The organism is Kribbella sp. CA-247076 (assembly GCF_050942445.1).
Classification (GTDB): domain Bacteria; phylum Actinomycetota; class Actinomycetes; order Propionibacteriales; family Kribbellaceae; genus Kribbella.
Window position 1 is genome coordinate 317,859 of record NZ_CP192051.1, and the last position, 21,905, is coordinate 339,763.

The window sequence follows — 21,905 nt, forward strand, 5'->3', positions numbered from 1 at the left end:
GGCAGGCCCCGATTTGTGTGATCACCCAAACCGGGCGGTTCAGAGCGACTTGAGGGCGAGGAACACGTCCACCCGGTCCTCGAGCCGGGACAGATCGCGTCCGGTCAGTTGCTCAACGCGTTCGATCCGGTAGCGAACCGTGTTGACATGCAGGTGGAGCGTCTCGGCCGCCCGCGACCAGGAGCCGTCGCAGGCGAGGAACTCCCGCAACGTGGTGAGCAGGTCCGACTGGGTCCGGCGGTCGTGCTCGAGCACCGGCCCGAGGACGCGATGGGTGTACGTACGCCGTACGTCGTCCGGCACCGTGGCGAGCAGGAGCACGTGCGACGCGACCTCGTCGGACGTGACCACCGAGACCGGCGTACTCCCGGACAGCGCCACCCGGTGGGCGAACCGGGCCTCTTCGAGAGCACCCGCCAACGCGTCCACGGCGGTCTCACCACTGATACCGACGCCGAGTCTGGCCCGCATGAGCCCGGGTGACAGCCGGCCGAACGCGCGCCGCAGCTGGTCCGGAAGACCCGGCGCAAAGGGGAGCAAGGCAACCAACACGCCGTCACGTCCGGGCGCCACCACCGCCGGGCCGACCGTGAGCGCGACGTCCTCGAGGATGGTGATAGCGACCTCGGTGGGTCCGTCGTCCCGCAGCTCGGCGACGGCGACGACCATCGGTTGGTTCGACTGCGCACCCGCCTGCCGGAGCCGCGTGGCGACCTCCGCATGTGGAGCGCCCGACTCGACCAGGGCCAGCGCATCGGCCACCAGCGGCCGGAGTGCGAGCCGGCCCTCGTCGCGGCGAGCCCGGTCCAGCGCGGCGATCGCGCCCAATTCGTGCACCGCCTCGACGTGGTCGCGGGACCATTCGGTGTGGTCGCCGTCGATCACCAGCACCCACGCGGTCAGCCGGTTGCCCAGACCCGACCCGACCGGGAACAGGCTGTACGACGTCCCGCCGGCGTCGGCGACCGCAGGCGTCCGGTCCGCGGTCAGGAACCGCCGCGAGATCACGTCCAGGGTGCCCTCGTCCAACTCGCCAGGCCCCGGGACGACGTGCCGGCCGGTCGGCGTGATCACCCGGCAGTCGTGCCCGATCTCGGCCGAGATGCGGTCGGCGAGCTCGTCCAGGCTGCGGCCGGCCGCGATCGACGACAGCAGTTGCCGCTGACGGACCAGGCTGGCCGACAGTCGCGCGCCCGTCTCCACCGAGCCCGCGGCGGCGACGTACTCCGTGATGTCCGCGAAGGCGACCGCGATCGGGACCTCGATCAGCGTGACCTGGTGACCACGACAGGCCTCCAGCAGGTCCTCGGGTACGTCGCCCAGCAGCGCCTTGCCGGCCAGGATCGTGGTGGCTCCGCGCGCGGCCAGCGAGGTCACGAACGTCTCGCTGTCGGCCGCGCTGCGGCGCCAGACCAGGCCGGTGAGCACGAGCTCGCCGCCGCTCAGGTAGCGGCCCGGCTCGAGCAGGTCGGTGGTGACCAGGCGGCCGATCGGCCGGTCGAGCGCGTCCTCGGCCAGGTGCAGCAGGCGCAACCCGAGCTCCGGCGCGTCGAGCAACTCGGACAGCAGCATCGCGCACCTCCTCAGAGGAACGTACAACGCCCGGACGGGCGCCCGGAACCACGACACCCTTGACGCCGTCGCGGCGGCATGCCTATGGTCTTTCGCAGAACAGAAATCAACTTCCGCAATACGGAAAGTCGAGAGAGCCATGACCAACCCGCTGCGCTACACGGTGAACTGCTCGCTGCTGTTCACCGAGCTGCCGCTGCTGGAGCGCCCGGCGGCCGCCCGCAGGGCCGGCTTCGGTGCCGTCGAGTTCTGGTGGCCGTTCGTCGAGGCGGTGCCGCCGGACCGGCACGTCGACGCGTTCGTGACCGCGATCCAGGACGCCGGTGTCCAGCTGACCGGCCTGAACTTCTTCGCCGGCGACATGCCCGGCGGAGACCGCGGCCTGGTGTCCTGGCCGAAGCGGTCCGGGGAGTTCCGGGACAACATCGACGTCACCGTCGGCATCGGCGAGCGACTCGGCTGCCGCGGGTTCAACGCCCTCTACGGCAACCGGGAGGACGGTCACTCCGCGGCGGAGCAGGACGACCTGGCGGTCGAGAACCTCACGCTCGCCGCCGAGGCGGCCGCCCGGATTGACGGCGTCGTCCTGGTCGAGCCGGTGAGCGGCGCGGACCGGTACCCGTTGCTGACGGCCGCCGACGCGCTGGCCGTGATCGACCGTGTCCAGGCGCCGAACGTCGGGCTGCTGGCGGACCTCTACCACCTCGCGGTCAACGGCGACGACGTCGACCGGGTGATCGCCGAGCACACCGACCGCATCGCCCACGTGCAGATCGCCGACTCGCCGGGCCGCAACGAGCCGGGCACCGGAACGCTCCCGCTCGAACGGCAGCTGACCGCCCTCGCCGGCAACGGCTACTCCGGCTGGATCGGCCTGGAGTACAAGCCGTCCACCACCACAGTCGACAGTTTCGGCCGGCTGCCGCGCGCCGCCCGCTGACACCTCTTGGGAGACCCCGACATGACCAACATCGCCTTCATCGGTCTCGGCATCATGGGCAGCCCGATGGCCGTCCACCTGCAGAATGCCGGTCACACCGTCGCCGGCCTCGACCGCACTCCTGAGCGCGGCGCTCCACTGGTCGAGGCCGGCGGCCGCTACGCGACCTCGGTCGCGGACGCGGTCAAGGGAGCCGACGTGATCTGCGTGATGGTGCCCGACTCGCCCGACGTCGAGCAGGTGCTCGCCGGTGACGACGGCGTGTTCCAGCACGCCGAGACCGGGTCGCTGATCATCGACTTCTCCAGCATCCGGCCGGACGTCACCCAGCAGCTGGCCGAGCAGGCCCGGGCGCTCGGCTTCCGGATCCTGGACGCGCCGGTCTCCGGCGGCGAGGCCGGTGCCAAGAAGGCCGCGCTGTCGATCATGGTCGGCGGCGAGGGGGACGACTTCGACGCCGCCGAGCCGCTGTTCGGCGCGGTCGGCAAGACCGTCGTGCACGTCGGCCCGAGCGGCTCCGGCCAGACCGTCAAGGCGGCCAACCAGCTGATCGTCGCGGCCAACATCCAGGCCCTGTCCGAGGCCGTCGTCTTCCTGGAGGCGTACGGCGTCGACACCAAGGCGGCCCTGGAGGTCCTCGGCGGCGGCCTGGCCGGCTCGTCGGTGCTGAACCAGAAGAAGGAGAACATGCTCGCGCGCTCCTTCGAGCCCGGCTTCCGGATCGACCTGCACCACAAGGACATGGGCATCGTCACCGCCGCGGCCCGCGAGGCCGGGGTCGCCGTACCGCTGGGATCGCTGGTCGCCCAACTGGTCGCGTCCGCGCGGGCCAACGGCGACGGCGGTCTCGACCACTCCTCGCTGCTGCGGGGCGTGGAGCGCCTGTCCGGAAAGGCTTCGGGCTGATGGCGCGCCTGCGCGCGGTCGACGCCGCGGTCCTGATCCTGGAGAAGGAAGGTGCCACCCAGACGTTCGGTCTGCCGGGCGCCGCGATCAACCCCTTCTACAGCGCGATGAAGAAGCACGGCGGGATCAAGCACGTGCTCGCCCGGCACGTCGAAGGCGCTTCCCACATGGCCGAGGGCTACACCCGGGCGCGCGCCGGCAACATCGGCGTCTGCATCGGTACGTCGGGGCCGGCGGGCACCGACATGATCACCGGCCTGTACTCGGCTTCGGCCGACTCGATCCCGATCCTGTGCATCACCGGCCAGGCACCGGTGGCCAAGCTGCACAAGGAGGACTTCCAGGCGGTCGACATCGCCTCAATCGCCAAGCCCGTCGCCAAGTGGGCGGTCACGGTGATGGAGCCGGCCCAGGTGCCGGGCACCTTCCAGAAGGCGTTCCAGGTGATGCGCGAAGGCCGTCCGGGTCCCGTGCTCGTCGACCTGCCGCTGGACGTCCAGCTGGCCGAGATCGACTTCGATATCGACACCTACGAGCCGCTGCCGGTGGCCCGACCGGGGGCGACCCGTGCCCAGGCGGAGCGGGCGCTCGCGATGCTGAACGCCGCCGAGCGGCCGCTGATCGTCGCCGGTGGCGGGGTGGTCAACGCCGACGCGGCCGACCTGCTGGTGGAGTTCGCCGAGCTTGTCGGCGTGCCCGTCGTACCGACCCTGATGGGCTGGGGAGCGATCCCGGACGACCACCCGCTGACCGCCGGCATGGTCGGCCTGCAGACCTCGCACCGCTACGGCAACGCGACCCTGCTGGCGTCGGATCTGGTGTTCGGCATCGGCAACCGCTGGGCCAACCGGCACACGGGTTCGGTCGAGACGTACACGAAGGACCGGAAGTTCATCCACGTCGACATCGAGCCGACGCAGATCGGCCGGGTGTTCGCTCCGGACTACGGCATCGTGTCGGACGCTCGGCTGGCGCTCGAGGTGTTCGTCGAGGTGGCCCGCGAATGGGCCGCGGCGGGCAAGCTGGCCGATCGGTCCGCGTGGGCCGAGGACTGCCGTGAGCGGAAGGCGACGCTGCACCGCAAGACGCACTTCGACAACGTGCCGATCAAGCCGCAGCGCGTGTACGAGGAGATGAACCGGGCGTTCGGCCCGGAGACGCGCTACGTGTCGACCATCGGCTTGTCGCAGATCCAGGCGGCTCAGCTGCTGCACGTGTACCGGCCGCGGCACTGGATCAACGCCGGCCAGGCGGGTCCGCTCGGCTGGACGGTGCCGGCGACGCTGGGCGTCGCGGTGGCGGATCCGGAGAGCACGGTCGTGGCGCTGTCGGGTGACTACGACTTCCAGTTCCTGATCGAGGAGCTGGCCGTCGGTGCGCAGTTCAACATCCCGTACGTGCACGTGGTCGTGAACAACTCGTACCTTGGGCTGATCCGGCAGGCGCAACGTGGGTTCGACATGGACTTCTGCGTGCAACTGTCGTTCGAGAACATCAACAGCCCCGAGGTGAACGGGTACGGCGTCGACCACGTGAAGGTCGCGGAAGGCCTGGGCTGCAAGGCGATCCGGGTCACCGAGCCGGACGACATCCTGCCGGCCCTGGAGAAGGCCAAGAACCTGATGGCCGAGTACCAGGTCCCGGTCGTGGTCGAGATCATCCTCGAACGCGTCACCAACGTCTCCATGGGCCTCGAGATCGACACCGTCAACGAGTTCGAGCCCCTGGCCGAGACCCCGGAGGACGCCCCGACCGCGATCACCCGACGCGCGCCCGCCTCGGTCGGCTGATGGTGGGCGCGGGGCCCCGGGTGGTCGTTGCCTCCGACAAGTTCAAGGGCAGCCTGACCAGCAACCAGGTGGCAACCACGGTCGCGGAAGGGGTACGCCGTACCTGCCCCGACGTGACCGTGGACGCCGTACCGGTGGCCGACGGCGGTGACGGCACGCTCGCCGCCGCCGTCGCCGCGGGCTTCGAGTTCGTCCCGGCGACCGCTTCCGGGCCTACCGGGGAGGCGGTCCAGAGTGGCTTCGCCCGGCGGGATGCAACCGCGGTGGTCGAGCTCGCGGATGCTTCCGGCCTCGTCCGGCTGCCCGGCGGGCGGCCGGCGCCGATGACCGCGACCTCGCACGGTACCGGCGAGCTAGTCGCCGCCGCGATCGACCGTGGCTGCACCCGGATCATCCTGGGCATCGGCGGCAGCGCCTCCACCGACGGGGGAGCCGGGCTCGTCCGCGCCCTCGGGGCGCGGCTCTTGGACGCCGACGGCGCTCCGGTGGGGGAAGGCGGTGGCGCGTTGGCGGCCGCGACTTCTCTGGACCTGACCGCGCTGCGCGAGCGGATGGCCGGAGTGGAGGTCGTCGTGGCGTGCGATGTCGACAATCCGTTGACTGGACGCGCTGGAGCCGCGGCGGTCTACGGGCCGCAGAAGGGTGCCGACGCCGAACAGGTTGCTGAGCTGGATGACAGGCTGACGCGCTGGGCGGACCTGGTGGTCCGGGCGACCGGGCGGGACTTCCGCGACACGCCTGGGGCGGGGGCTGCGGGTGGGGTCGGGTTTGCGGCGTTGGCTCTGCTGGGCGCCGAGCTTCGGCCGGGGATCGAATTGATGCTGGAGCTGGTCGGGTTTCACGAGCACCTTGCCGGGGCGGATCTCGTGGTCACCGGTGAAGGGGCGCTCGACGAGCAGACGCTGCACGGCAAGGCGGTCGCCGGCGTGGCCGCGGCTGCCCGAGCCTCTGGGGTGCCTGTGGTCGCGGTCTGTGGGACCAACCGGCTGGATCCGGCGCGACTGCGGGCCGCCGGCGTCGAGGCGGCGTACGCGCTGACCGACCTCGAGCCCGACGTACGGCGGTGTATCGCCGACCCGATCCCGCTCCTGCGGCAACTCGGAGAGAGGATCGCGGCCGACCACCTGGCGCGATCTACGATGACAGGAACCGAGAGGGGGTTCGCGTGAGCAAGTTGGACCTCGTCGTCAGGGCCGGCCGGGTGGTGAGTGCCACGGGTGCGGAGGCCCGGGCCGTCGGCGTGCAGGACGGGCGGATCGCCGTCGTCGCGCCGTACGACGCCCACCTCGACACCACCGACGAGCTCGTGCTGGCCGGGGACGAGGTGCTCATGCCCGGCCTGGTCGACTCCCACGTGCACGTGAACGACCCCGGTCGCACCGACTGGGAAGGCTTCACCAGCGCTACCCGCGCGGCCGCAGCCGGTGGGGTCACCACGATCGTCGACATGCCGCTGAACAGCATCCCGCCGACCTGCGACGTACCCGCACTGGAGCTCAAGCGGAAGACCGCCGCGAGCCAGGCGTACGTCGACGTCGGCTTCTGGGGCGGCGCGATCCCGGGCAACCTCGAGCACCTCCGCCCGCTGCACGACGCCGGGGTGTTCGGGTTCAAGTGCTTCCTGCTGCACAGCGGGGTGGACGAGTTCCCGGCGCTTGACCCGGCGGAGCTCGAGCCGGTCATGCGGGAGATCGCGAGCTTCGACGGACTGCTGATCGTGCACGCCGAGGACGCCCACGGCATCGACACCGCCCCGCCACCGGACGGCGCGAGCTACCTGGCCTTCCTGAACTCGCGCCCGCGGGAAGCCGAGAACACCGCCGTGGCCGCGGTCATCGAGACCGCCCGGGCGACCGGCTGCCGCGTCCACATCCTGCACGTGTCGAGCGCCGACGTTCTGCCGATGATCGCCGTCGCACGCGAGTCGGGCGTGCGCATCACCGCCGAGACCTGCCCGCACTACCTGACGTTCACCGCGGAGGAGATCCCCGACGGCGCGACGCAGTACAAGTGCTGCCCGCCGATCCGGGAGGCCGCGAACCGCGAGCTGCTGTGGGACGGTCTGCGCGACGGCGTGATCGACCTGGTCGTCTCCGACCACTCGCCGTCGACGCCTGACCTGAAACGGCTGGACACCGGCGACTTCGGCGAGGCCTGGGGCGGAATCGTGTCCCTCCAACTTGGCCTGCCCGCGGTCTGGACCGAGGCCCACAGGCGCGACTTCACGCTCTCCGACGTCGCCCGCTGGATGTGTCAGGCGCCCGGGATCCCCGGCAAGGGCCGGATCGAGGCCGGGTACGACGCGGACTTCAGCGTGTTCGCGCCGGAGGAGACGTTCGTCGTCGACGCCGGCGCACTGCAGCACAAGAACGCCATCACGCCGTACGACGGCCGCACACTCGACGGCGTCGTCCGCAGCACCTGGCTGCGCGGACAACCCGTCGACATCAAGGCAGCTCCCCGGGGCCGCCTGCTGACCAGAGGAGAATCCGCATGAGCACGCCCCGGTACTACTCCCCGAGCGGTGGACTGCCCGCGCAGACCGACCTGACCACCGACCGCGCGGTCTTCACCGAGGCGTACGCCGTCCTGCCGCGCGGGACCATGCGCGACATCGTCACCAGCCGGCTGCCGTTCTGGGACGACACCCGGCTCTGGGTGATCGCCCGCCCGCTGTCCGGGTTCGCCGAGACGTTCTCGCAGTACATCGTCGAGGTCGCGCCGGGTGGCGGCAGCGACCGGCCGGAGACCGACCCGGCCGCCGAGGCCGTCGTGTTCGTTGTCGAAGGCAACGTGACGTTGACGGTCGGCGGTGAGAAGCACGACCTCGGCCCGGGCGGGTACGCGTTCCTGCCGCCGGCGGCCGACTGGACGCTGCACAACACCAGCGAGCAGGTCGCCCGGTTCCACCTGATCCGCAAGGCGTACGAGCGGGTGGACGGGATCGACGTACCCGAGGCGTTCGTCACCAACGAGGTCGACGTCGAGGGGATCGAGATGCCCGGGACCGAGGGGCGGTGGAAGACCCAGCGGTTCGCCGACCCGGACGACGTACGGCACGACATGCACGTCAACATCGTCACCTTCGAGCCCGGCGGCGTGATCCCGTTCCCGGAGACGCACGTGATGGAGCACGGTCTGTACGTCCTCGAGGGCAAAGCGGTCTACCTGCTGAACAAGGACTGGGTCGAGGTCCAGGAGGGCGACTTCATGTGGCTACGCGCCTTCTGCCCCCAGGCCTGCTACGCCGGCGGCCCCACCCGCTTCCGCTACCTCCTGTACAAGGACGTCAACCGCCACCCCAAACTGACCCTCTGACCTCCGACAGTAGCTCCGTGCCGGACTACGAGATCGTCCGCGCCTACCCGCTGATCGTGACCGGGCGTTCGGGTGGGGTGAGGGGGTCGGTGGCGAGGCGGGCGTGGCGTTCGACGTCGAAGCGGGTGCCGTCGAAGGCGAGGCGCTGGCGTTCGAGGCCCTCGTAGAGGAAGCCGGCGCTGGCGGCGACGCCGCAGGAGGCGGCGTTGTCGGTGGGGTGGCCGAGCTCGAGGCGGTAGAGGCCGGCGTCGTGGTGGGCCCAGCCGGCCAGGGCCCGGAGCGCGTCCCGGGCGATGCCGTGGCCGCGGACCTCGGCGAGCGTCCAGTACCACGTCCAGCCGACCTGGTGGCGGTCGATGTTCGTCACGGCGACGCACCCGATCGGGTGGTCCTCGGCGTCCGCGACGGCGTACACGTGCCCGTTGTCGAGGTCGGCGACCCGGCCGATCCAGTCGACCGCGGACGCCCTGTCCACGATCCCGCCCTGGTTCACCATCTCGGGATCCTGGTGCGCGGCCGTCAGCCGCAGCGCGTCCGCCGTCCGCCACCGCCGCAGATCGAGCTGCTCGAGCACATACCCCATCCATCGAATCTACCGCCGACACCGCGGAAGCAAACCCTTTCCCGGCGCGTACACCCGCACGGGAGCGCGCGCCGCGCGCCCGGGGCAGGATAGGGCGCATGGCTTATCTGGATTTCAGGGATCAGGTCGTCGTGGTGACCGGGGCGAGCAGCGGGATCGGGGCCGCCGCGGCGGTCGGGTTCGCCGAGACCGGGGCGACGGTCGCGCTGCACTACCACCGCAACGCCGACGGCGCGAAGCACACACTGGGCGCGGTCCAGACGGCCGGCGGTACGGCGTCCGTCCACCAGGCCGACCTGGCCGACCCGGCGTCCGCGGGCACGCTGATCGACGAGGTCCTGGCCAAGCACGGCCGGATCGACGTGCTGGTGAACAACGCCGGCGACCTGGTCAACCGCTCGCCGGTCACCGACGTACCGGACGAGGAGTTCCACCGGATCCTCGACGTCAACCTGACCTCGGTGTTCGCGCTCTCCCGCCGGATCGTGCCGGTGTTCCGGGCCCAGGGCAGCGGCAACATCATCAACGTCACCTCGATCGCCGGCCGCAACGGCGGCGGCGGAGGGTCGGTCGTCTACGCCACCAGCAAGGGCGCGGTCAGCACGTTCACTCGCGGTCTGGCCAAGGAGCTCGCCCCGGACAGAATCCGGGTCAACGCGCTCTCGCCCGGCGTGATCAAGACCCCGTTCCACGAGCGGCACACCAAGGAGGAGCAGCTGAACGGGATGGTCGCGACCATCCCGATGGGCCGCACCGGCACCCCGCACGAGTGCGTCGGCGCCCTCCTGTTCCTCGCCTCCGACGCGATGAGCTCCTACGTCACCGGCCAAATCATCGAAGTCAACGGCGGCCAACTGATGCCATAAGCAACTACCGCGGCCGGAACAGCGCGTTGTGATCCAGGACGTCGCCGGTCGGCCGATAGCCCAGCTCGTCCAGTACGGCGTGCAGCCGCGCGCTCGACTCGCTTCGCTTGTCCTCCACGAGCAGAGCGCGCGGCCGCAACCGCCTCAGAGTCTGTGCGCCCCCGGTGAGCGCGGCGATCTCGCTTCCCTCGACGTCGAGCTTGACCATGTCCAGCCGGTCGAGCGAACGACCCCAGTCGTCCAGCCGGATGACGCGGACCTCCTGCACCACGGCTCCGTCGCCGTAGAGGGAGCGCACCCCGGCGTCAGCCTCGTCGTACCGGCTGTCCGCTCGTAGTGCCGCGTAGTACTCCCGCTCACCGAGTGCAGCGGCGATCACCTCGACCTGCAGGTTGTTGCTGTCCGCAGCGGCCAGCAGCTTGGCCACGCAGTCCTCGGCCGGCTCGAACGCAATCACTCGACCACCGCCCAGCTTCCGCAGCCGCCTAGCTGCGGTGAGCGCATGCAGCCCGATGTTCGCGCCCACGTCGAGTACGACGTCGCCCTGCCGCAACTCGCTCAGCAGGAACCGCCGTACTGCGGGTTCGTAGCGCCCGGCGTAGTACAGCACCGCCTGTAGGTTGTCCCGCAGATCCAGCTCCAGCCGAAGTCCCTGCCGGCGTACGCGCACGCTGTCGACCGCCCACCGCGGTGACACCTTCACCAGGTGAGGATTCTGCCGGGCGAGCCGAGGCGAGATCCGCAAGGCGATCCGGTGTACGCCGGTGTCGCTGAGCCCCTCCACGGCGCCGGCCAGGCGGGCGGTCCGACGCGCTGCCTGTGGGCCCAGCGCACGCTCGATCGCATGCGCTGAGCGCCACAGCAGTTGGTTCCGCACTCACACCCGATACCCGGAAGTGCTCCCGGCTACCGCGACAGTGTGCGGAACTTGTGGGCGGACAGGGGTAGGAACACCGCGATCAGCAGGAGGGGCGCGACGACGGCAGCGACCTCCGCGTGCGTACCGATCCAGGTGGCGGTCGCCGACGGATCGGGGTTGCCGAACAGGTTGCGGGCCGCGGTCGCCGTGGACGACAGCGGGTTCCACTGGGCGATCGTGCCCAGCCAGTCAGGCATCGTGGAGGTGGCGACGAACGTGCTGGACAGGAAGCCGATCGGCCAGACCAGCACCTGCACCACCGTCACGCTCTGCGCGTTCTTCACCGTCAGCCCGATGAAGATCCCGATCCACAGCAGCGCGAACCGCAGCAACAGCAGTAGCCCGAACGCCGCCACCGCGGCCGGCACCCCCTCGTGCCACCGCCAGCCGAGCGCGAGCCCGGCCGCGGCGAGGACGACCAGCGTGACCGCCGAGTCGAGCATGTCCGCGATGCAGCGGCCCATGACGACCGCGGTCGAGCTCATCGGCAGCGAGCGGAACCGGTCCGTCACCCCCTTCTCCTTGTCCGTGGTGACCGCGGTCATCGTGCCCTCGAGTCCGAACAGCATCGCCAGCGCGAAGATGCCGGGCACGAGCAGCTCGTAGTACGACTCGCCGGCCGGGAAGTCCATCGCCCCGCCGAGCAGGCCGCCGAACAGCAGCAGCATCAGCACCGGGAAGAACCAGTTGAAGATGATCTGTCCCGGCTGGTTCCGCCAGTGCGTCAGTGTCCGCCGCGCGATCGTCCAGCTGTCCGCCAAGGCCCATCCGAACGCCGTCATGCCGCCACCTCCGGTCCGGTCAGGTGCAGGAACACTTCGTCCAACGTCGGTCTGCGCAGGGTGATGTCCTCCGGTTCGATCTTTGCCTGGTGCAATGAGTTCGCAATGGACACCAGCGCCCTGGTCCGGTCCTTCACCGGCACGCTGATGCGTACGTCGGTCACCCGGATCTCGCCGTCCGCCAGCGGCTGAGCCAGCTCGACCACCCGCTGGACGTCGGCCGGATCGGTGAGCACCAGGTCCAGCCAGTCCGACCCGAGCTGGGTCTTCAGCTCGTCCGGGGTGCCCTCGGCGACGACCTTGCCGGCCTTCAGCATCGAGATCCGGTTCGCCAGTTGATCCGCCTCCTCCAGGTACTGCGTGGTCAGCAGCACCGTCGTCCCGCCGTCGACGAGTTGCCGGACGGCGTTCCACACCTCGATCCGGCCGCCCGGGTCCAGCCCGGTGGTCGGCTCGTCCACGAACAGCACGTCCGGGGCCACGATCAGGCTCGCGGCCAGGTCGAGCCGCCGTCGCATGCCACCGGAGTACTTCGTCACCGCCTGGTTGGCCGCCTCGGTCAGGAGGAACCGCTCGAGCAGTTCGTCCGCCTTCCGCACCGCGGCCGCGTGGCCCAGGTGGTTCAGCCGGCCGAACATCACCAGGTTCTGCCGGCCGGTCAGCAGTTCGTCGACCGCGGCGTACTGGCCGACCAGACCGATCCGGCGACGGACCTCCGCTCCTTGGCGGCGGACGTCGTACCCGGCGATCGTCGCCGTGCCGGAGTCCAGGTCGAGCAGTGTGGACAGGATCCGCACCGCGGTCGTCTTGCCGGCGCCGTTGGGGCCGAGCAGGCCCGTCACGGTGCCGGCCCGGACCTCCAGGTCGAAACCGTTCAGTCCCGCCCCCTCTGTGCCGCCTTTGTAGTTCTTCCGTACGCCGACAGCCTCGATCACAACTTCCCTAGTCACTTCCCACCTCTCACCGGTTGAACCGTAGAGTGTACCGTACACTGTACGACTCAGGTACGATCGGGTCAACGACGACAGGTTGGAGTTTGTTCCCTTGAGTCCGAAGAAGGCGGCCGCGCCCGATCCGGCGCGCAGTCTGGCGCTGTTGTGGGGCAGTCACACGAAGGCAGGCCGGTCCGGCCTGACGGTGCGATCGATCGTCGGCACCGCGATCGAGCTGGCCGACGCGAACGGGCTCGAGGCGGTCTCGATGCGGATGGTGGCAGAGCAGCTGAAGGTCGGCACGATGTCGCTCTACACGCACGTCCCCGGCAAGGGCGAGCTGACCGACCTGATGTTCGACAGCGTGCACGGCGAGATGTACGCCGCCGTCGACGAGCCGGCCCGGCAACCGGGTGGCTGGCGGGGCGCGCTGGAGTTCGTCGCCGAGCGCAACTGGGAGGTGCTCATGAAGCACCCGTGGATCCACGAGGTACCGACGATCCGGACCGCGCTCGGGCCCAACGTCACGCTGAAGTACGAGGCCGAGCTCCGTCCGCTGGACGGTCTCGGCCTCACCGACGTGGAAATGGACTCTGCGCTGACCCTTGTGCTGACGCATGTCGGCGGGACGGCTCGGGCCAGTGCGGAGCAGCTCCGCACCCAACGCGAGTCGGGCCTGTCCGATCAGGAGTGGTGGCTGGAGATCTCGCCGGCGCTCACCCAGGTGATGGCCGGCATGGCCGAGCGCTTCCCGCTGGCCGGTCGGGTCGGCACCGCGGCCGGCGAACACTTCCAGGCCACCCTGGATCCGGGCCACGCACTGAAGTTCGGCCTCGACCGGATCCTCGACGGGATCTCGTTACTGATCGCCGAGCGCGACTGACCGGACAATTCGACAGGAGGTGTCGGACCAGACGGCTGATCTACCGCTGGAGTTGAGCGTGGACCTCCGCGAGTTGGGCGGACATATCCTGTAGATCTGTCGCTAGCCGTCTGTCGCTAGCCGTTGAGTAGGTCCTCGAACGGTGTGGGGTTCTCGTAGGGGTCGGCCTGGCGCGGGGTCTCGTGGTGGAGGGACGCGACGAGTTCGGTCGCGGCCTGCGTGATCCGGGTCCGCAGTTTGGCGGCACCGGTACCCCAGTCGGTCGAGGCGGCGTACACCCCGGTCGCCACCGGCAGCGCCTTCAGGTAGGCGAACAGCGGGCGCAGGGCGAAGTCCAGAACGAGCGAGTGCCGCTCGGTCCCTCCGGTCGCCCCGAGCAGGACCGGCTTGCCGGCCAGCGCCTTGTCGTCGAGTACGTCGAAGAACATCTTGAACAGCCCGCTGTACGACGCGCTGAACGTCGGCGTCACCGCGATCAGCGCGTCCGCCCGCTCGACCGTCTCCAGCACCGTCCGCAGCTCCGCGGACGGGAAGCCGGTGAGCAGGTTGTTGGTCAGGTCGTGAGCGTGGTCGCGCACCTCGATGATCTCGATCCGCGCCGTGATCCCGCGGCCGGACAGCTCGTCGCGGACCGCGGCCGCGAGCTGGTCGGCGAGCAGCCGGGACGACGAGGGGGTCGTCAGCCCGGCCGTCACCACGGCGATCGAGCGCTCGGTCATGCCGTCGGCTCCTTGATCGTCTCCAGGTCGCGGGCCCGCTCGGCCGCGGCCTTCAGGGAAGCGTGGGTCGGCGCGTCCGGCACGTGCGCCGGCTTCTTGGCGGCGAACTCCTTGCGCAGTACCGGGACCACCTCTTCGCCAAGGATGTCCAGCTGCTCCAGCACGGTCTTCAGCGGCAGGCCGGCGTGGTCCATGAGGAACAGCTGCCGCTGGTAGTCGCCGACGTGCTCGCGGAAGGTCAGCGTCCGCTCGATGACCTGCTGCGGGCTGCCGACCGTCAGCGGCGTCTCCCGGGTGAAGTCCTCGAGCGACGGGCCGTGGCCGTAGACCGGCGCGTGGTCGAAGTACGGCCGGAACTCCCGGACGGCGTCCTGCGAGTTCTTCCGCATGAACACCTGACCACCCAGGCCGACGATCGCCTGGTCGGCGGCGCCGTGCCCGTAGTGCTCGAAGCGGCTGCGGTAGAGCTGGATCATCCGCTGGGTGTGCGACATCGGCCAGAAGATGTTGTTGTGGAAGAAGCCGTCGCCGTAGTACGCCGCCTGCTCGGCGATCTCGGGCGACCGGATCGACCCGTGCCAGACGAACGGCGGTACGCCGTCCAGCGGCCGGGGGGTCGCGGTGAAGCCCTGCAGCGGCGTCCGGAACTTGCCTTCCCAGTCGACCACGTCCTCGCGCCAGAGCCGGCGCAGGAGGGCGTAGTTCTCGATCGCGAGCCCGATGCCGTTGCGGATGTCCTGCCCGAACCACGGGTACACCGGGCCGGTGTTGCCGCGGCCCATCATCAGATCCACCCGGCCGTCGGCCAGGTGCTGCAGCATCGCGTAGTCCTCGGCGATCTTCACCGGGTCGTTGGTGGTGATCAGCGTGGTCGCGGTCGACAGGATGATCTTCGACGTCTTCGCGGCGACGAACCCCAGCTGCGTGGTTGGCGACGACGGCACGAACGGCGGGTTGTGGTGCTCACCCTGCGCGAACACGTCCAGGCCGACCTCCTCGGCCTTCAAAGCGATCGCGACCATCGCCTTGATCCGCTCACCCCCGCTGACGGTCGTCCCGGTCGTCGGATCCTCGGTCACGTCCCCGACGCTGAACACACCGAACTGCATCTGTCCTCCTCAAGCCATGTAGTTCACAATTAAACTACTTCGCTCCCCACAACGCCAACCCAAGCCCCCAACATTCCCACCCAAGGCAGGCCGACCCCTCGCAGCCGACGCCCGGACAACCCTCGCAGCCGGCTACGCGGGCTCCTGCGTCGCCGGCTCGCCCGGCAGCCCCACCCACCCTCTCGCGCGGCGTACCGCCGCTGACCAGCGGGCTACCGCCCGCGCTCGACCGCCTCGTGGTCGCGCCGTCACGTGGTCACGAGAGCGCCCGTAGCGCCGGTCGGCAGCTGTGCTGGCCAGCCGTTGTTCTGAACCACTCGACGACGTGGCTGGTGCCCGTCACGACGCCGTCCCTAGTCGAGCAGATGGCGTAGGTTGCGCAGTTCGAGGTACTCGTCTTCGACGTGGTCACGATGCGGTCGCCGCACCTCGTCGCTTGCGAGGTAATTGCGAACAATCTGCTCGGCTGCCTGGATCTTGCCGGTACCGAGAAGGAGATCGGCGATGTCGAGAGCGCATGCGGGCGTCATGCCGAGATCCTCTACGTCACCTGTCTGGAACTTGCCCAAGATGACCTGTCGATCCGTGAACTGACCGAGCCATGGCAGGCCGACGTCGTGCAGAGCGTCGATCGCTTGCTCCTGGGACGGCTCGAAGTCGAGCGGCCACCACACGTCGTTTTGCTCCGGCATGAGTGCGCCGATGCGTTTCCTGAGCTGACAGTCGTAGTCGTTGATCCACGACGACGAGGGTGGACCTTGGCGATCCATCTCCGGCACGAAAACGCCCAGATTGATCGTGAACAGGCCGTGCAGGTTGACCCGGATGTCCGCCAAGACATCGGGACGCCCCGATGGGTCGTACAGGCCCATCTGGAAATTGACCAGATGCGCCAGCCCATCCCCGACGAGTCGATTGAAGCTATGGCGCCGCTTGCGGAATCCTGCCGACTTCAGCAGCGGCGCAGCCGCCGCAACAATCTGCTTCATGGCCTCGGCGGTCGGCGTCGATGACATGCGCACAGCGTCCCGTGACCGAGGCTCCGTGACAAATGATCATCGGTCCCGAACGGTAAGCGCCAAACGGCAGTTCAGACCCGGTGGGGCTTGAGTAGCTCTTCGTCGCCGGTTAGGGCTGCGGCGATTCGGCGGTGTTTGGTGGCTTCTTCGGGGCGGGACTGGCGTTCGAGGGTGCGGGCCAGCATGAGGTGGGCGTAGTACTCGGTGGGCTCGCGTTCGATGACCTCGAGCAACTGCTCCTCGGCCGGCTTGAGCAGGGCCGCGTGGTAGTAGGCGCGGGCGAGCAGGAGTCGGGTGCCGACGTCGTCGGGGGTCTCCTCGACGACGGGGCGCAGCGCGCGGATCGCGCCGCGGTAGTTCCGCTCCTCGAAGTACTGCTGGCCGAGCCCGTAGCTCAACGCACGCATGTCTTCCATCGCGAGAACCTCCTGTCGTCTGGGGACAACACAGGAACACCCCGGCGCACGGAGCTATTCCGCGGCCGGGGCGCCGGTGTTCGATCAGGCCGCGTCGAGGGCGGCGACCTGGTCGGGGGTGAGCTCCAGGTCCAGGGCGGCGTACGAGTCGCGGATGGTCTCCGGGCGGCTCGAGCCGGGGATCGGGATGACGTGCGGGGACTTGGCGAGCATCCAGGCCAGCGTCAGCCGCTGCGGGCTGACCCCGAGCTCGGCGGCCAGCGTGTGGAACGCCGGGTGCTTCGTGCCCAGGTCACCGGCGTTGGAGATGCCGCCGAGCGGGGACCAGGGGAGGAAGGCGATGCCGAGCTTGTCGCAGAAGTCGAGCTCGGGCTCGCTCGGGCGGAACGCCGGGGAGAACTGGTTCTGCACCGAGACGAGCCGGCCGCCGAGGATCTCGTTGGCCTGCTGGATCTGCTGGACGTTCGCGTTCGAGATGCCTGCCATCCGGATCTTGCCGGCGTCGAGCAGGTCGCGGATCGCGCCGATCGACTCCTCGTACGGCGTCCGCGGGTCCGGCCGGTGGAACTGGTACAGCCCGATCGCCTCGACCCCGAGCCGCTTGAGCGAGGCGTCGGCCGCCTCCTTCAGGTGCTTCGGCGAGCCGTCGAGCGTCCAGCTGCCGTCACCCGGCCGCAGGTGTCCGCCCTTGGTCGCGACCAGGACGCCGGAGGTGTCACCGCCGTACGACGCCAGCGCCTTGGCGATCAGGGTCTCGTTGTGACCGACGTCGGTCGCGGTCAGGTGGTACGCGTCGGCGGTGTCGATCAGCGTGATGCCGGCCTCGAGGGCGGCGTGCACCGTCGCGATCGACCGGGCCTCGTCGGGCCGGCCCTCGATCGACATCGGCATCGCGCCGAGCCCGATCGCGCTGACCTCGACGTCGCCGATCCGGCGGGTCGTGTTCGTCTCAGTTGCCATGTCGTCAAGCCTTGCGCGGCGCGACTGACGATTCCAACAGGAATCTTCGCAGACACCCAGCACTCCAGTTGCTGAATCCTTGGCGACTTCCCGTCAACTACTGACGCCACGGACGAGACTTACGTAAGAATGTGACGCAATCCGCTCGATTGGAGTCCGCCCGTGCCGCCACCTCCGTCACGTCGTACCTTCCTGCAACTCACCGGCCTGAGTGCCGCGTCGGTCGCGCTCGGCGTCTCCGCGCCTGCGACCGCGGACGCCACGCCCGGGCGGCCGGTCCCGTCCGGAGTGTTCGCGCTCGGGGTCGCGTCCGGCGATCCGCGGCCGGACGGGTTCGTCCTCTGGACCCGGCTGGCGCCGACGCCGCTGGCCGCCGACGGTCACGGCGGGATGCGCGCCCACCACGTGCCGGTGCAGTACGAGGTCGCCGAGGACGAGCGGTTCCGGCGCGTCGTACGACGTGGGCTCGCGATCGCCACGCCGGAGTTGGCGCACGCGGTGCATCCGGAGGTGCGCGGGCTGCGACCGGAGCGCGAGTACTTCTACCGGTTCCGGGTCGGGACCGAGATCAGCCCGGTCGGCCGGACCAGGACGCTGCCGGTCCACGGCTCGCGGTTCAGCTTCGCGACCGCGTCCTGTCAGGCGTGGTACCACGGCTACTTCCCGGCGTACCGGGACATCGCGCGGCGAGCGCCGGATGCCGTCTTCTTCCTCGGCGACTACATCTACGAGTACGGTATCGTTGCTGGCGGCAACCTCTGGCGGCAGGGCGTGACCGTCGGTCCGGAACACGGGGTCGAGATCGAGACCCTGGAGCAGTACCGGCTGCGGTACAGCCTGTTCAAGACCGACCCGGACCTGCAGGCCGCGCATGCGGTCGCGCCCTGGCTGAACTCCTGGGACGACCACGAGGTGCAGAACAACTACGGCGCGGACAACTCGATCTACGGCATCCCGCCGGAGCTGTTCGTCCACCGGCGCGCGGTCGCCTACCGGGCGTTCTACGAGAACCTGCCGATCGGCCTCGGCAGTCTGCCGAAGGGGCCGGACACCCAGGTCTACCGCCGGTACGACGTCGGCACGCTCGCCCGGCTCAACCTGATCGACAACCGGCAGTACCGCGACCCGGTCCCCAAGGACGACGCCGACCAGCAGTCCGCGACGCGCACGATGCTGGGCGCGAAGCAGGAGCAGTGGGTGTACGACGGACTGCGGCGCTCCCGCGCGACCTGGAACGTGCTCGCGGGAGGCGTGGTCCTGACCGCGATCACCGACGACCGGATCGAGCAGTGGGACGGCTACCCGGCGAACCGGCGCCGGCTGCTGACGGCGATGCGGGACGCCGCGGGTCCGTCGATCATGCTGACCGGCGACATCCACCGGCACGTGGCCGCTGAGCTGAAGGCGGACTTCGCCGACCCGAGCTCGCCGACGGTCGGTGTCGAGCTGGTGTGCTCGTCGATCGGCTCCGACGGGGACGGCGCCGACACCGATCAGTACGCGAAGGACTGGCTCCAGCACCCGTACGTGAAGTTCTACAACGCCCGCCGCGGCTACGTGCACACCACGCTGACCCGCTCGGAGCTGACCGCGGAGTTCGTCACCTTCCCGTACGTCGAGACCGACGCGAACGCGGAGCCGCGGGTGGCCGCGTCGTTCCGTTCGCCGGTCGACTCTCCTCGCCTGGAGGCTCTGTGATGAACCGTCCGCCCGCCGTCACCCAGCTGACCGGCAGCGGCCAGCTCGGCAGCATCACCCTCGACTGGAAGCCGGTGTCGTGGGCAACGGTCGTCGACCACTACGCGGTCTACGTCCAGAACGCGGGTTCTTTCGACCTCGTCGGAAAGACCGTCTACCCACACTTCGTCCATCGCGGCCTCGGCTTCACCGGCGTCCGGAGGATGTACCGCATCGTCACCGTGGATGCCGCCGGCAACAGGTCGAGACCGTCGGCAACAGTTGCCGCGACCAACTCGACGTCGGTCACCGTGTCGGGCGTCCCGGTGGCGACTGTCGGCACCTTCGACGGGAAGGGCTCCGATCTCGCACTCTCCCCGAATGGTTACGCGAGCTACCCAACCAGGTTCCCCGCCGACGTCGACTACACCTTCGGTACGTCGACGCCGGCCACGGACTGGTCGTACCTGCTGCCCGGGCCGGCCGACCGGTGGGCCGGGTCGAGGAACCACCGGGCCACCTTCCGTTTCCAGCTGACCGCCGTACCGGAGCAGGACCTCGATCTGGCGTTGTGGCTGATCGACAGCCACGCGAGTCTCGCCGGGTCGGCCGTCATGACCGTCAACGGGAGCGAGGTCGAGCGACTGACGTTCGCGAACGGCGCCACCAAGGGGTCGACGATCGCCGACAGCACGTACCCGGGGTCGCCGCTCAAGCCGTCGTACCTGGAGCGACCGTTGCCGCGGGCACTCTTCCGGGCTGGGGAGAACGTGCTCGAGCTGTTCAAGGACAACGGGTCCTGGATCGCGTACGACGCCTTCGGTGTGTTCGCCCGGAAGTGACGGACCCCGGCGCACCGGGGTCCGTCACCGCGGTCAGGACGCGTGCACGTGCGGGTTGCGGTCCTCGACGACGTACGACGCCCGCGTGCTGATCGGGGCGCCGGGCGTGGTGACGTACGGGACGACCCGGTAGTCGGAACGCCACTGCCGCTGGTCCACGGTCACGCGGACGTAGCCGCGCTGGGAGTTGAAGAACTTCAGGTGCGGGTTGGCGGCCAGGAACTGCTGACCCTGCTCGGACATGTCGGCACCGTCGCCGCCACTCGTGATCGACGTACCGACGAACTCGGTGCCGACGGTGGCCGAGGCCGGGTTCTCGTAGTCGCGCTTCAGTTCGAGGGCGTAGTTCTGATGCCGGTCGCCGGTGATGACGACCAGGTTGCGGACGCCGCTGTCCTGGGCGGCGCCGAGCACCTGGTTGCGCTCGGCAACGTAGCCGTCCCACGGGTCCAGCCAGACCTGCGTCTCCGGACCGGGCAGCCAGTCCGTCTGGCCCATCGGGGCCTGGTTACCGAGGATCTGCCAGCGCGCGTTCGACCGCTTGAACCCGTCCAGCAGCCAGGCGCGCTGCTTGCCGCCGAGCATGGTGTTGTCCGGGTCGAACCGGTCGGTGCAGGTCGACGAGTTGCCGTCGCCACACGGCTGGTCGGAACGGTACTGGCGGGTGTCCAGCATGGTGATGTCGGCCAGCCGTCCGTACGGCAACCGGCGGTGCAGCCGCACCGACGGGCCGGAGGGCATTTGGTCGTGGCGCAGCGGCATGTTCTCGTACATCGCCTGGAACGCCATCGCGCGGCGCGCCCGGAACACCGCCGGGTCCTGGTCCGGCTCGGTGTCCTGCTGGGACAGGTCGCCGGCCCAGTTGTTCTCGACCTCGTGGTCGTCGATCGTCTGGATCCAGGGGAAGTTCCGGTGCGCTGCCTGCAGCGGCGCCTCCGACTTGTACAGCGAGTACTGCAGCCGGTAGCGGGCGAGGTCGAAGGTCTCGCCGTGGAACCGCGGGTCGGTCTCGACGCCGCGCTTGTTGGTCTTCACGCCGGACTCGTACAGGTAGTCGCCGAGATGGACGACCAGGTCCAGGTCCTCGGCAGCCAGGTGCTCGTACGCCGTGTAGTACCCGTCCTGCCAGGCGTTGCAGGACGCGAACGCGAACTTGAGCTCACGCGGCGAGGCGAACGGGTGCGGCGTGGTCCGGGTCCGGCCGGTCGGCGAGACCTCACGGCCGGTGCGGAAGCGGTAGTAGTACACGTGGTCCGGCAGCAGCCCGCGGACCTCGGGGTGGACCGAGTGGCCGAGCTCGGGCGACGCGACCACGCTCGACCGGCGGACGACGTACCGGAAGTTCGGGTCCCGGGCGATCTCGTACTCGACCCGGATCGGCCGGGCGGGCATGCCGCCCTTCCCGTCCACGGCGAACGGGTCGGTGGCGAGCCGGGTCCACAGCACGACGCTGTTCCACTGCGGGTCGCCGGAGCCGACGCCGAGGGTGAACGGGTCGCCGTGGCCGGCCGGGGCAGCGTACGTCGTCGATGCGTCCCAGGCCCCGGTGCCGAGCAGTACGGCGGCGGAGCCGGCACCACTCAGGCCGAGGAAGCGGCGGCGGGAGACGGACATGGAATTCCTCCTGTGACGGGCGGGGGTCAGGTGGGAAGCCCCGACAGTGTTCAGCGGC

21 protein-coding genes are annotated in these 21,905 nt (G+C 69.7%); 10 read left to right on the plus strand and 11 right to left on the minus strand.

Going from position 1 to position 21,905, the window contains the following annotated elements:
• Nucleotides 1–39 precede the first annotated feature (39 nt).
• Nucleotides 40–1,572 carry a PucR family transcriptional regulator gene (locus tag ACQPYZ_RS01575; RefSeq protein ID WP_433164471.1) on the minus strand — a complete coding sequence of 511 codons (1,533 nt, stop codon included), beginning with the start codon at nucleotides 1,570–1,572 and terminating at the stop codon, nucleotides 40–42.
• Between the two features lie 139 nt (nucleotides 1,573–1,711).
• Here ACQPYZ_RS01575 and ACQPYZ_RS01580 point away from each other — a divergent pair, with 139 nt between their 5' ends.
• From ACQPYZ_RS01580 to ACQPYZ_RS01605, 6 genes are read left to right on the plus strand one after another with little or no spacing between them, the layout of a single operon-like run.
• Nucleotides 1,712–2,512, plus strand: a complete 801-nt coding sequence (locus ACQPYZ_RS01580; protein ID WP_433164473.1) for a hydroxypyruvate isomerase family protein — start codon at nucleotides 1,712–1,714, stop codon at nucleotides 2,510–2,512.
• Nucleotides 2,513–2,533: 21 nt separating this feature from the next.
• Entirely contained in the window at nucleotides 2,534–3,418 is an 885-nt protein-coding gene (locus tag ACQPYZ_RS01585; RefSeq protein WP_433164474.1) for a 2-hydroxy-3-oxopropionate reductase, read from the plus strand.
• The gene (gene gcl, locus ACQPYZ_RS01590) at nucleotides 3,418–5,208 is read left to right on the plus strand and encodes a glyoxylate carboligase (protein WP_433164476.1); all 1,791 of its coding nucleotides are present in this window, start codon (nucleotides 3,418–3,420) and stop codon (nucleotides 5,206–5,208) included. Before ACQPYZ_RS01585 ends, gcl begins: the two co-directional genes overlap by 1 nt.
• On the plus strand, nucleotides 5,208–6,377 hold the full coding sequence (locus ACQPYZ_RS01595; RefSeq protein ID WP_433164478.1) for a glycerate kinase: 1,170 nt from the start codon (nucleotides 5,208–5,210) through the stop codon (nucleotides 6,375–6,377). Before gcl ends, ACQPYZ_RS01595 begins: the two co-directional genes overlap by 1 nt.
• A complete protein-coding gene (allB, locus tag ACQPYZ_RS01600; protein ID WP_433164480.1) occupies nucleotides 6,374–7,705 on the plus strand; it encodes an allantoinase AllB in 1,332 nt (443 codons plus the stop codon). The genes ACQPYZ_RS01595 and allB overlap by 4 nt, the downstream gene beginning before the upstream one ends.
• A complete protein-coding gene (locus tag ACQPYZ_RS01605) occupies nucleotides 7,702–8,526 on the plus strand; it encodes a bifunctional allantoicase/(S)-ureidoglycine aminohydrolase (RefSeq protein ID WP_433164482.1) in 825 nt (274 codons plus the stop codon). Before allB ends, ACQPYZ_RS01605 begins: the two co-directional genes overlap by 4 nt.
• Before the next feature lie 43 nt (nucleotides 8,527–8,569).
• Here the strand turns inward: ACQPYZ_RS01605 and ACQPYZ_RS01610 are convergent, their stop codons facing one another.
• Complete coding sequence (locus ACQPYZ_RS01610) at nucleotides 8,570–9,109, minus strand: GNAT family N-acetyltransferase (RefSeq protein WP_433164484.1); 540 nt, start codon at nucleotides 9,107–9,109, stop codon at nucleotides 8,570–8,572.
• Nucleotides 9,110–9,207: 98 nt separating this feature from the next.
• On the opposite strand from ACQPYZ_RS01610, the gene ACQPYZ_RS01615 reads away from it, so the two are divergent.
• On the plus strand, nucleotides 9,208–9,975 hold the full coding sequence (locus ACQPYZ_RS01615; RefSeq protein WP_433164486.1) for an SDR family NAD(P)-dependent oxidoreductase: 768 nt from the start codon (nucleotides 9,208–9,210) through the stop codon (nucleotides 9,973–9,975).
• A 4-nt stretch (nucleotides 9,976–9,979) separates the two neighbouring features.
• On the opposite strand, the gene ACQPYZ_RS01620 is transcribed toward ACQPYZ_RS01615, so the two are convergent.
• The 3 genes from ACQPYZ_RS01620 to ACQPYZ_RS01630 are packed head-to-tail and all read right to left on the minus strand — an operon-like array spanning nucleotide 9,980 to nucleotide 12,626.
• Entirely contained in the window at nucleotides 9,980–10,852 is an 873-nt protein-coding gene (locus tag ACQPYZ_RS01620; RefSeq protein ID WP_433164488.1) for an FkbM family methyltransferase, read from the minus strand.
• A gap of 29 nt (nucleotides 10,853–10,881) precedes the next feature.
• Nucleotides 10,882–11,676: an ABC transporter permease gene (locus ACQPYZ_RS01625; protein ID WP_433164490.1), complete on the minus strand. Its 795-nt coding sequence runs from the start codon at nucleotides 11,674–11,676 to the stop codon at nucleotides 10,882–10,884.
• Entirely contained in the window at nucleotides 11,673–12,626 is a 954-nt protein-coding gene (locus ACQPYZ_RS01630; RefSeq protein ID WP_433164492.1) for an ATP-binding cassette domain-containing protein, read from the minus strand. Before ACQPYZ_RS01630 ends, ACQPYZ_RS01625 begins: the two co-directional genes overlap by 4 nt.
• Nucleotides 12,627–12,720: 94 nt before the next feature.
• Here ACQPYZ_RS01630 and ACQPYZ_RS01635 point away from each other — a divergent pair, with 94 nt between their 5' ends.
• Nucleotides 12,721–13,491, plus strand: a complete 771-nt coding sequence (locus ACQPYZ_RS01635) for a TetR/AcrR family transcriptional regulator (protein ID WP_433164494.1) — start codon at nucleotides 12,721–12,723, stop codon at nucleotides 13,489–13,491.
• Nucleotides 13,492–13,607: 116 nt separating this feature from the next.
• On the opposite strand, the gene ACQPYZ_RS01640 is transcribed toward ACQPYZ_RS01635, so the two are convergent.
• The 5 genes from ACQPYZ_RS01640 to ACQPYZ_RS01660 all read right to left on the minus strand — a co-directional run bounded on the left by ACQPYZ_RS01640 (nucleotide 13,608) and on the right by ACQPYZ_RS01660 (nucleotide 17,714).
• Nucleotides 13,608–14,210, minus strand: coding sequence for an FMN reductase (locus tag ACQPYZ_RS01640; RefSeq protein WP_433164496.1), 603 nt, complete (start codon nucleotides 14,208–14,210; stop codon nucleotides 13,608–13,610).
• Entirely contained in the window at nucleotides 14,207–15,319 is a 1,113-nt protein-coding gene (locus tag ACQPYZ_RS01645; protein WP_433164498.1) for an LLM class flavin-dependent oxidoreductase, read from the minus strand. Before ACQPYZ_RS01645 ends, ACQPYZ_RS01640 begins: the two co-directional genes overlap by 4 nt.
• Nucleotides 15,320–15,672: 353 nt before the next feature.
• Nucleotides 15,673–16,335 carry a DUF4304 domain-containing protein gene (locus ACQPYZ_RS01650; protein WP_433164500.1) on the minus strand — a complete coding sequence of 221 codons (663 nt, stop codon included), beginning with the start codon at nucleotides 16,333–16,335 and terminating at the stop codon, nucleotides 15,673–15,675.
• Between the two features lie 74 nt (nucleotides 16,336–16,409).
• Entirely contained in the window at nucleotides 16,410–16,754 is a 345-nt protein-coding gene (locus ACQPYZ_RS01655) for a tetratricopeptide repeat protein (protein WP_433164502.1), read from the minus strand.
• Nucleotides 16,755–16,838: 84 nt separating this feature from the next.
• Nucleotides 16,839–17,714, minus strand: coding sequence for an aldo/keto reductase (locus ACQPYZ_RS01660; protein WP_433164504.1), 876 nt, complete (start codon nucleotides 17,712–17,714; stop codon nucleotides 16,839–16,841).
• 162 nt (nucleotides 17,715–17,876) lie between these two features.
• Between ACQPYZ_RS01660 and ACQPYZ_RS01665 the strand changes: the two genes are divergently transcribed.
• Entirely contained in the window at nucleotides 17,877–19,412 is a 1,536-nt protein-coding gene (locus ACQPYZ_RS01665) for an alkaline phosphatase D family protein (RefSeq protein ID WP_433164506.1), read from the plus strand.
• Entirely contained in the window at nucleotides 19,412–20,233 is an 822-nt protein-coding gene (locus ACQPYZ_RS01670) for a polysaccharide lyase family protein (RefSeq protein WP_433164507.1), read from the plus strand. Before ACQPYZ_RS01665 ends, ACQPYZ_RS01670 begins: the two co-directional genes overlap by 1 nt.
• A gap of 33 nt (nucleotides 20,234–20,266) precedes the next feature.
• On the opposite strand, the gene ACQPYZ_RS01675 is transcribed toward ACQPYZ_RS01670, so the two are convergent.
• Nucleotides 20,267–21,847 (minus strand): alkaline phosphatase D family protein, encoded by a 1,581-nt coding sequence (locus ACQPYZ_RS01675; protein ID WP_433164509.1) that lies wholly within the window; start codon nucleotides 21,845–21,847, stop codon nucleotides 20,267–20,269.
• Between the last annotated feature and the right edge of the window lie 58 nt (nucleotides 21,848–21,905).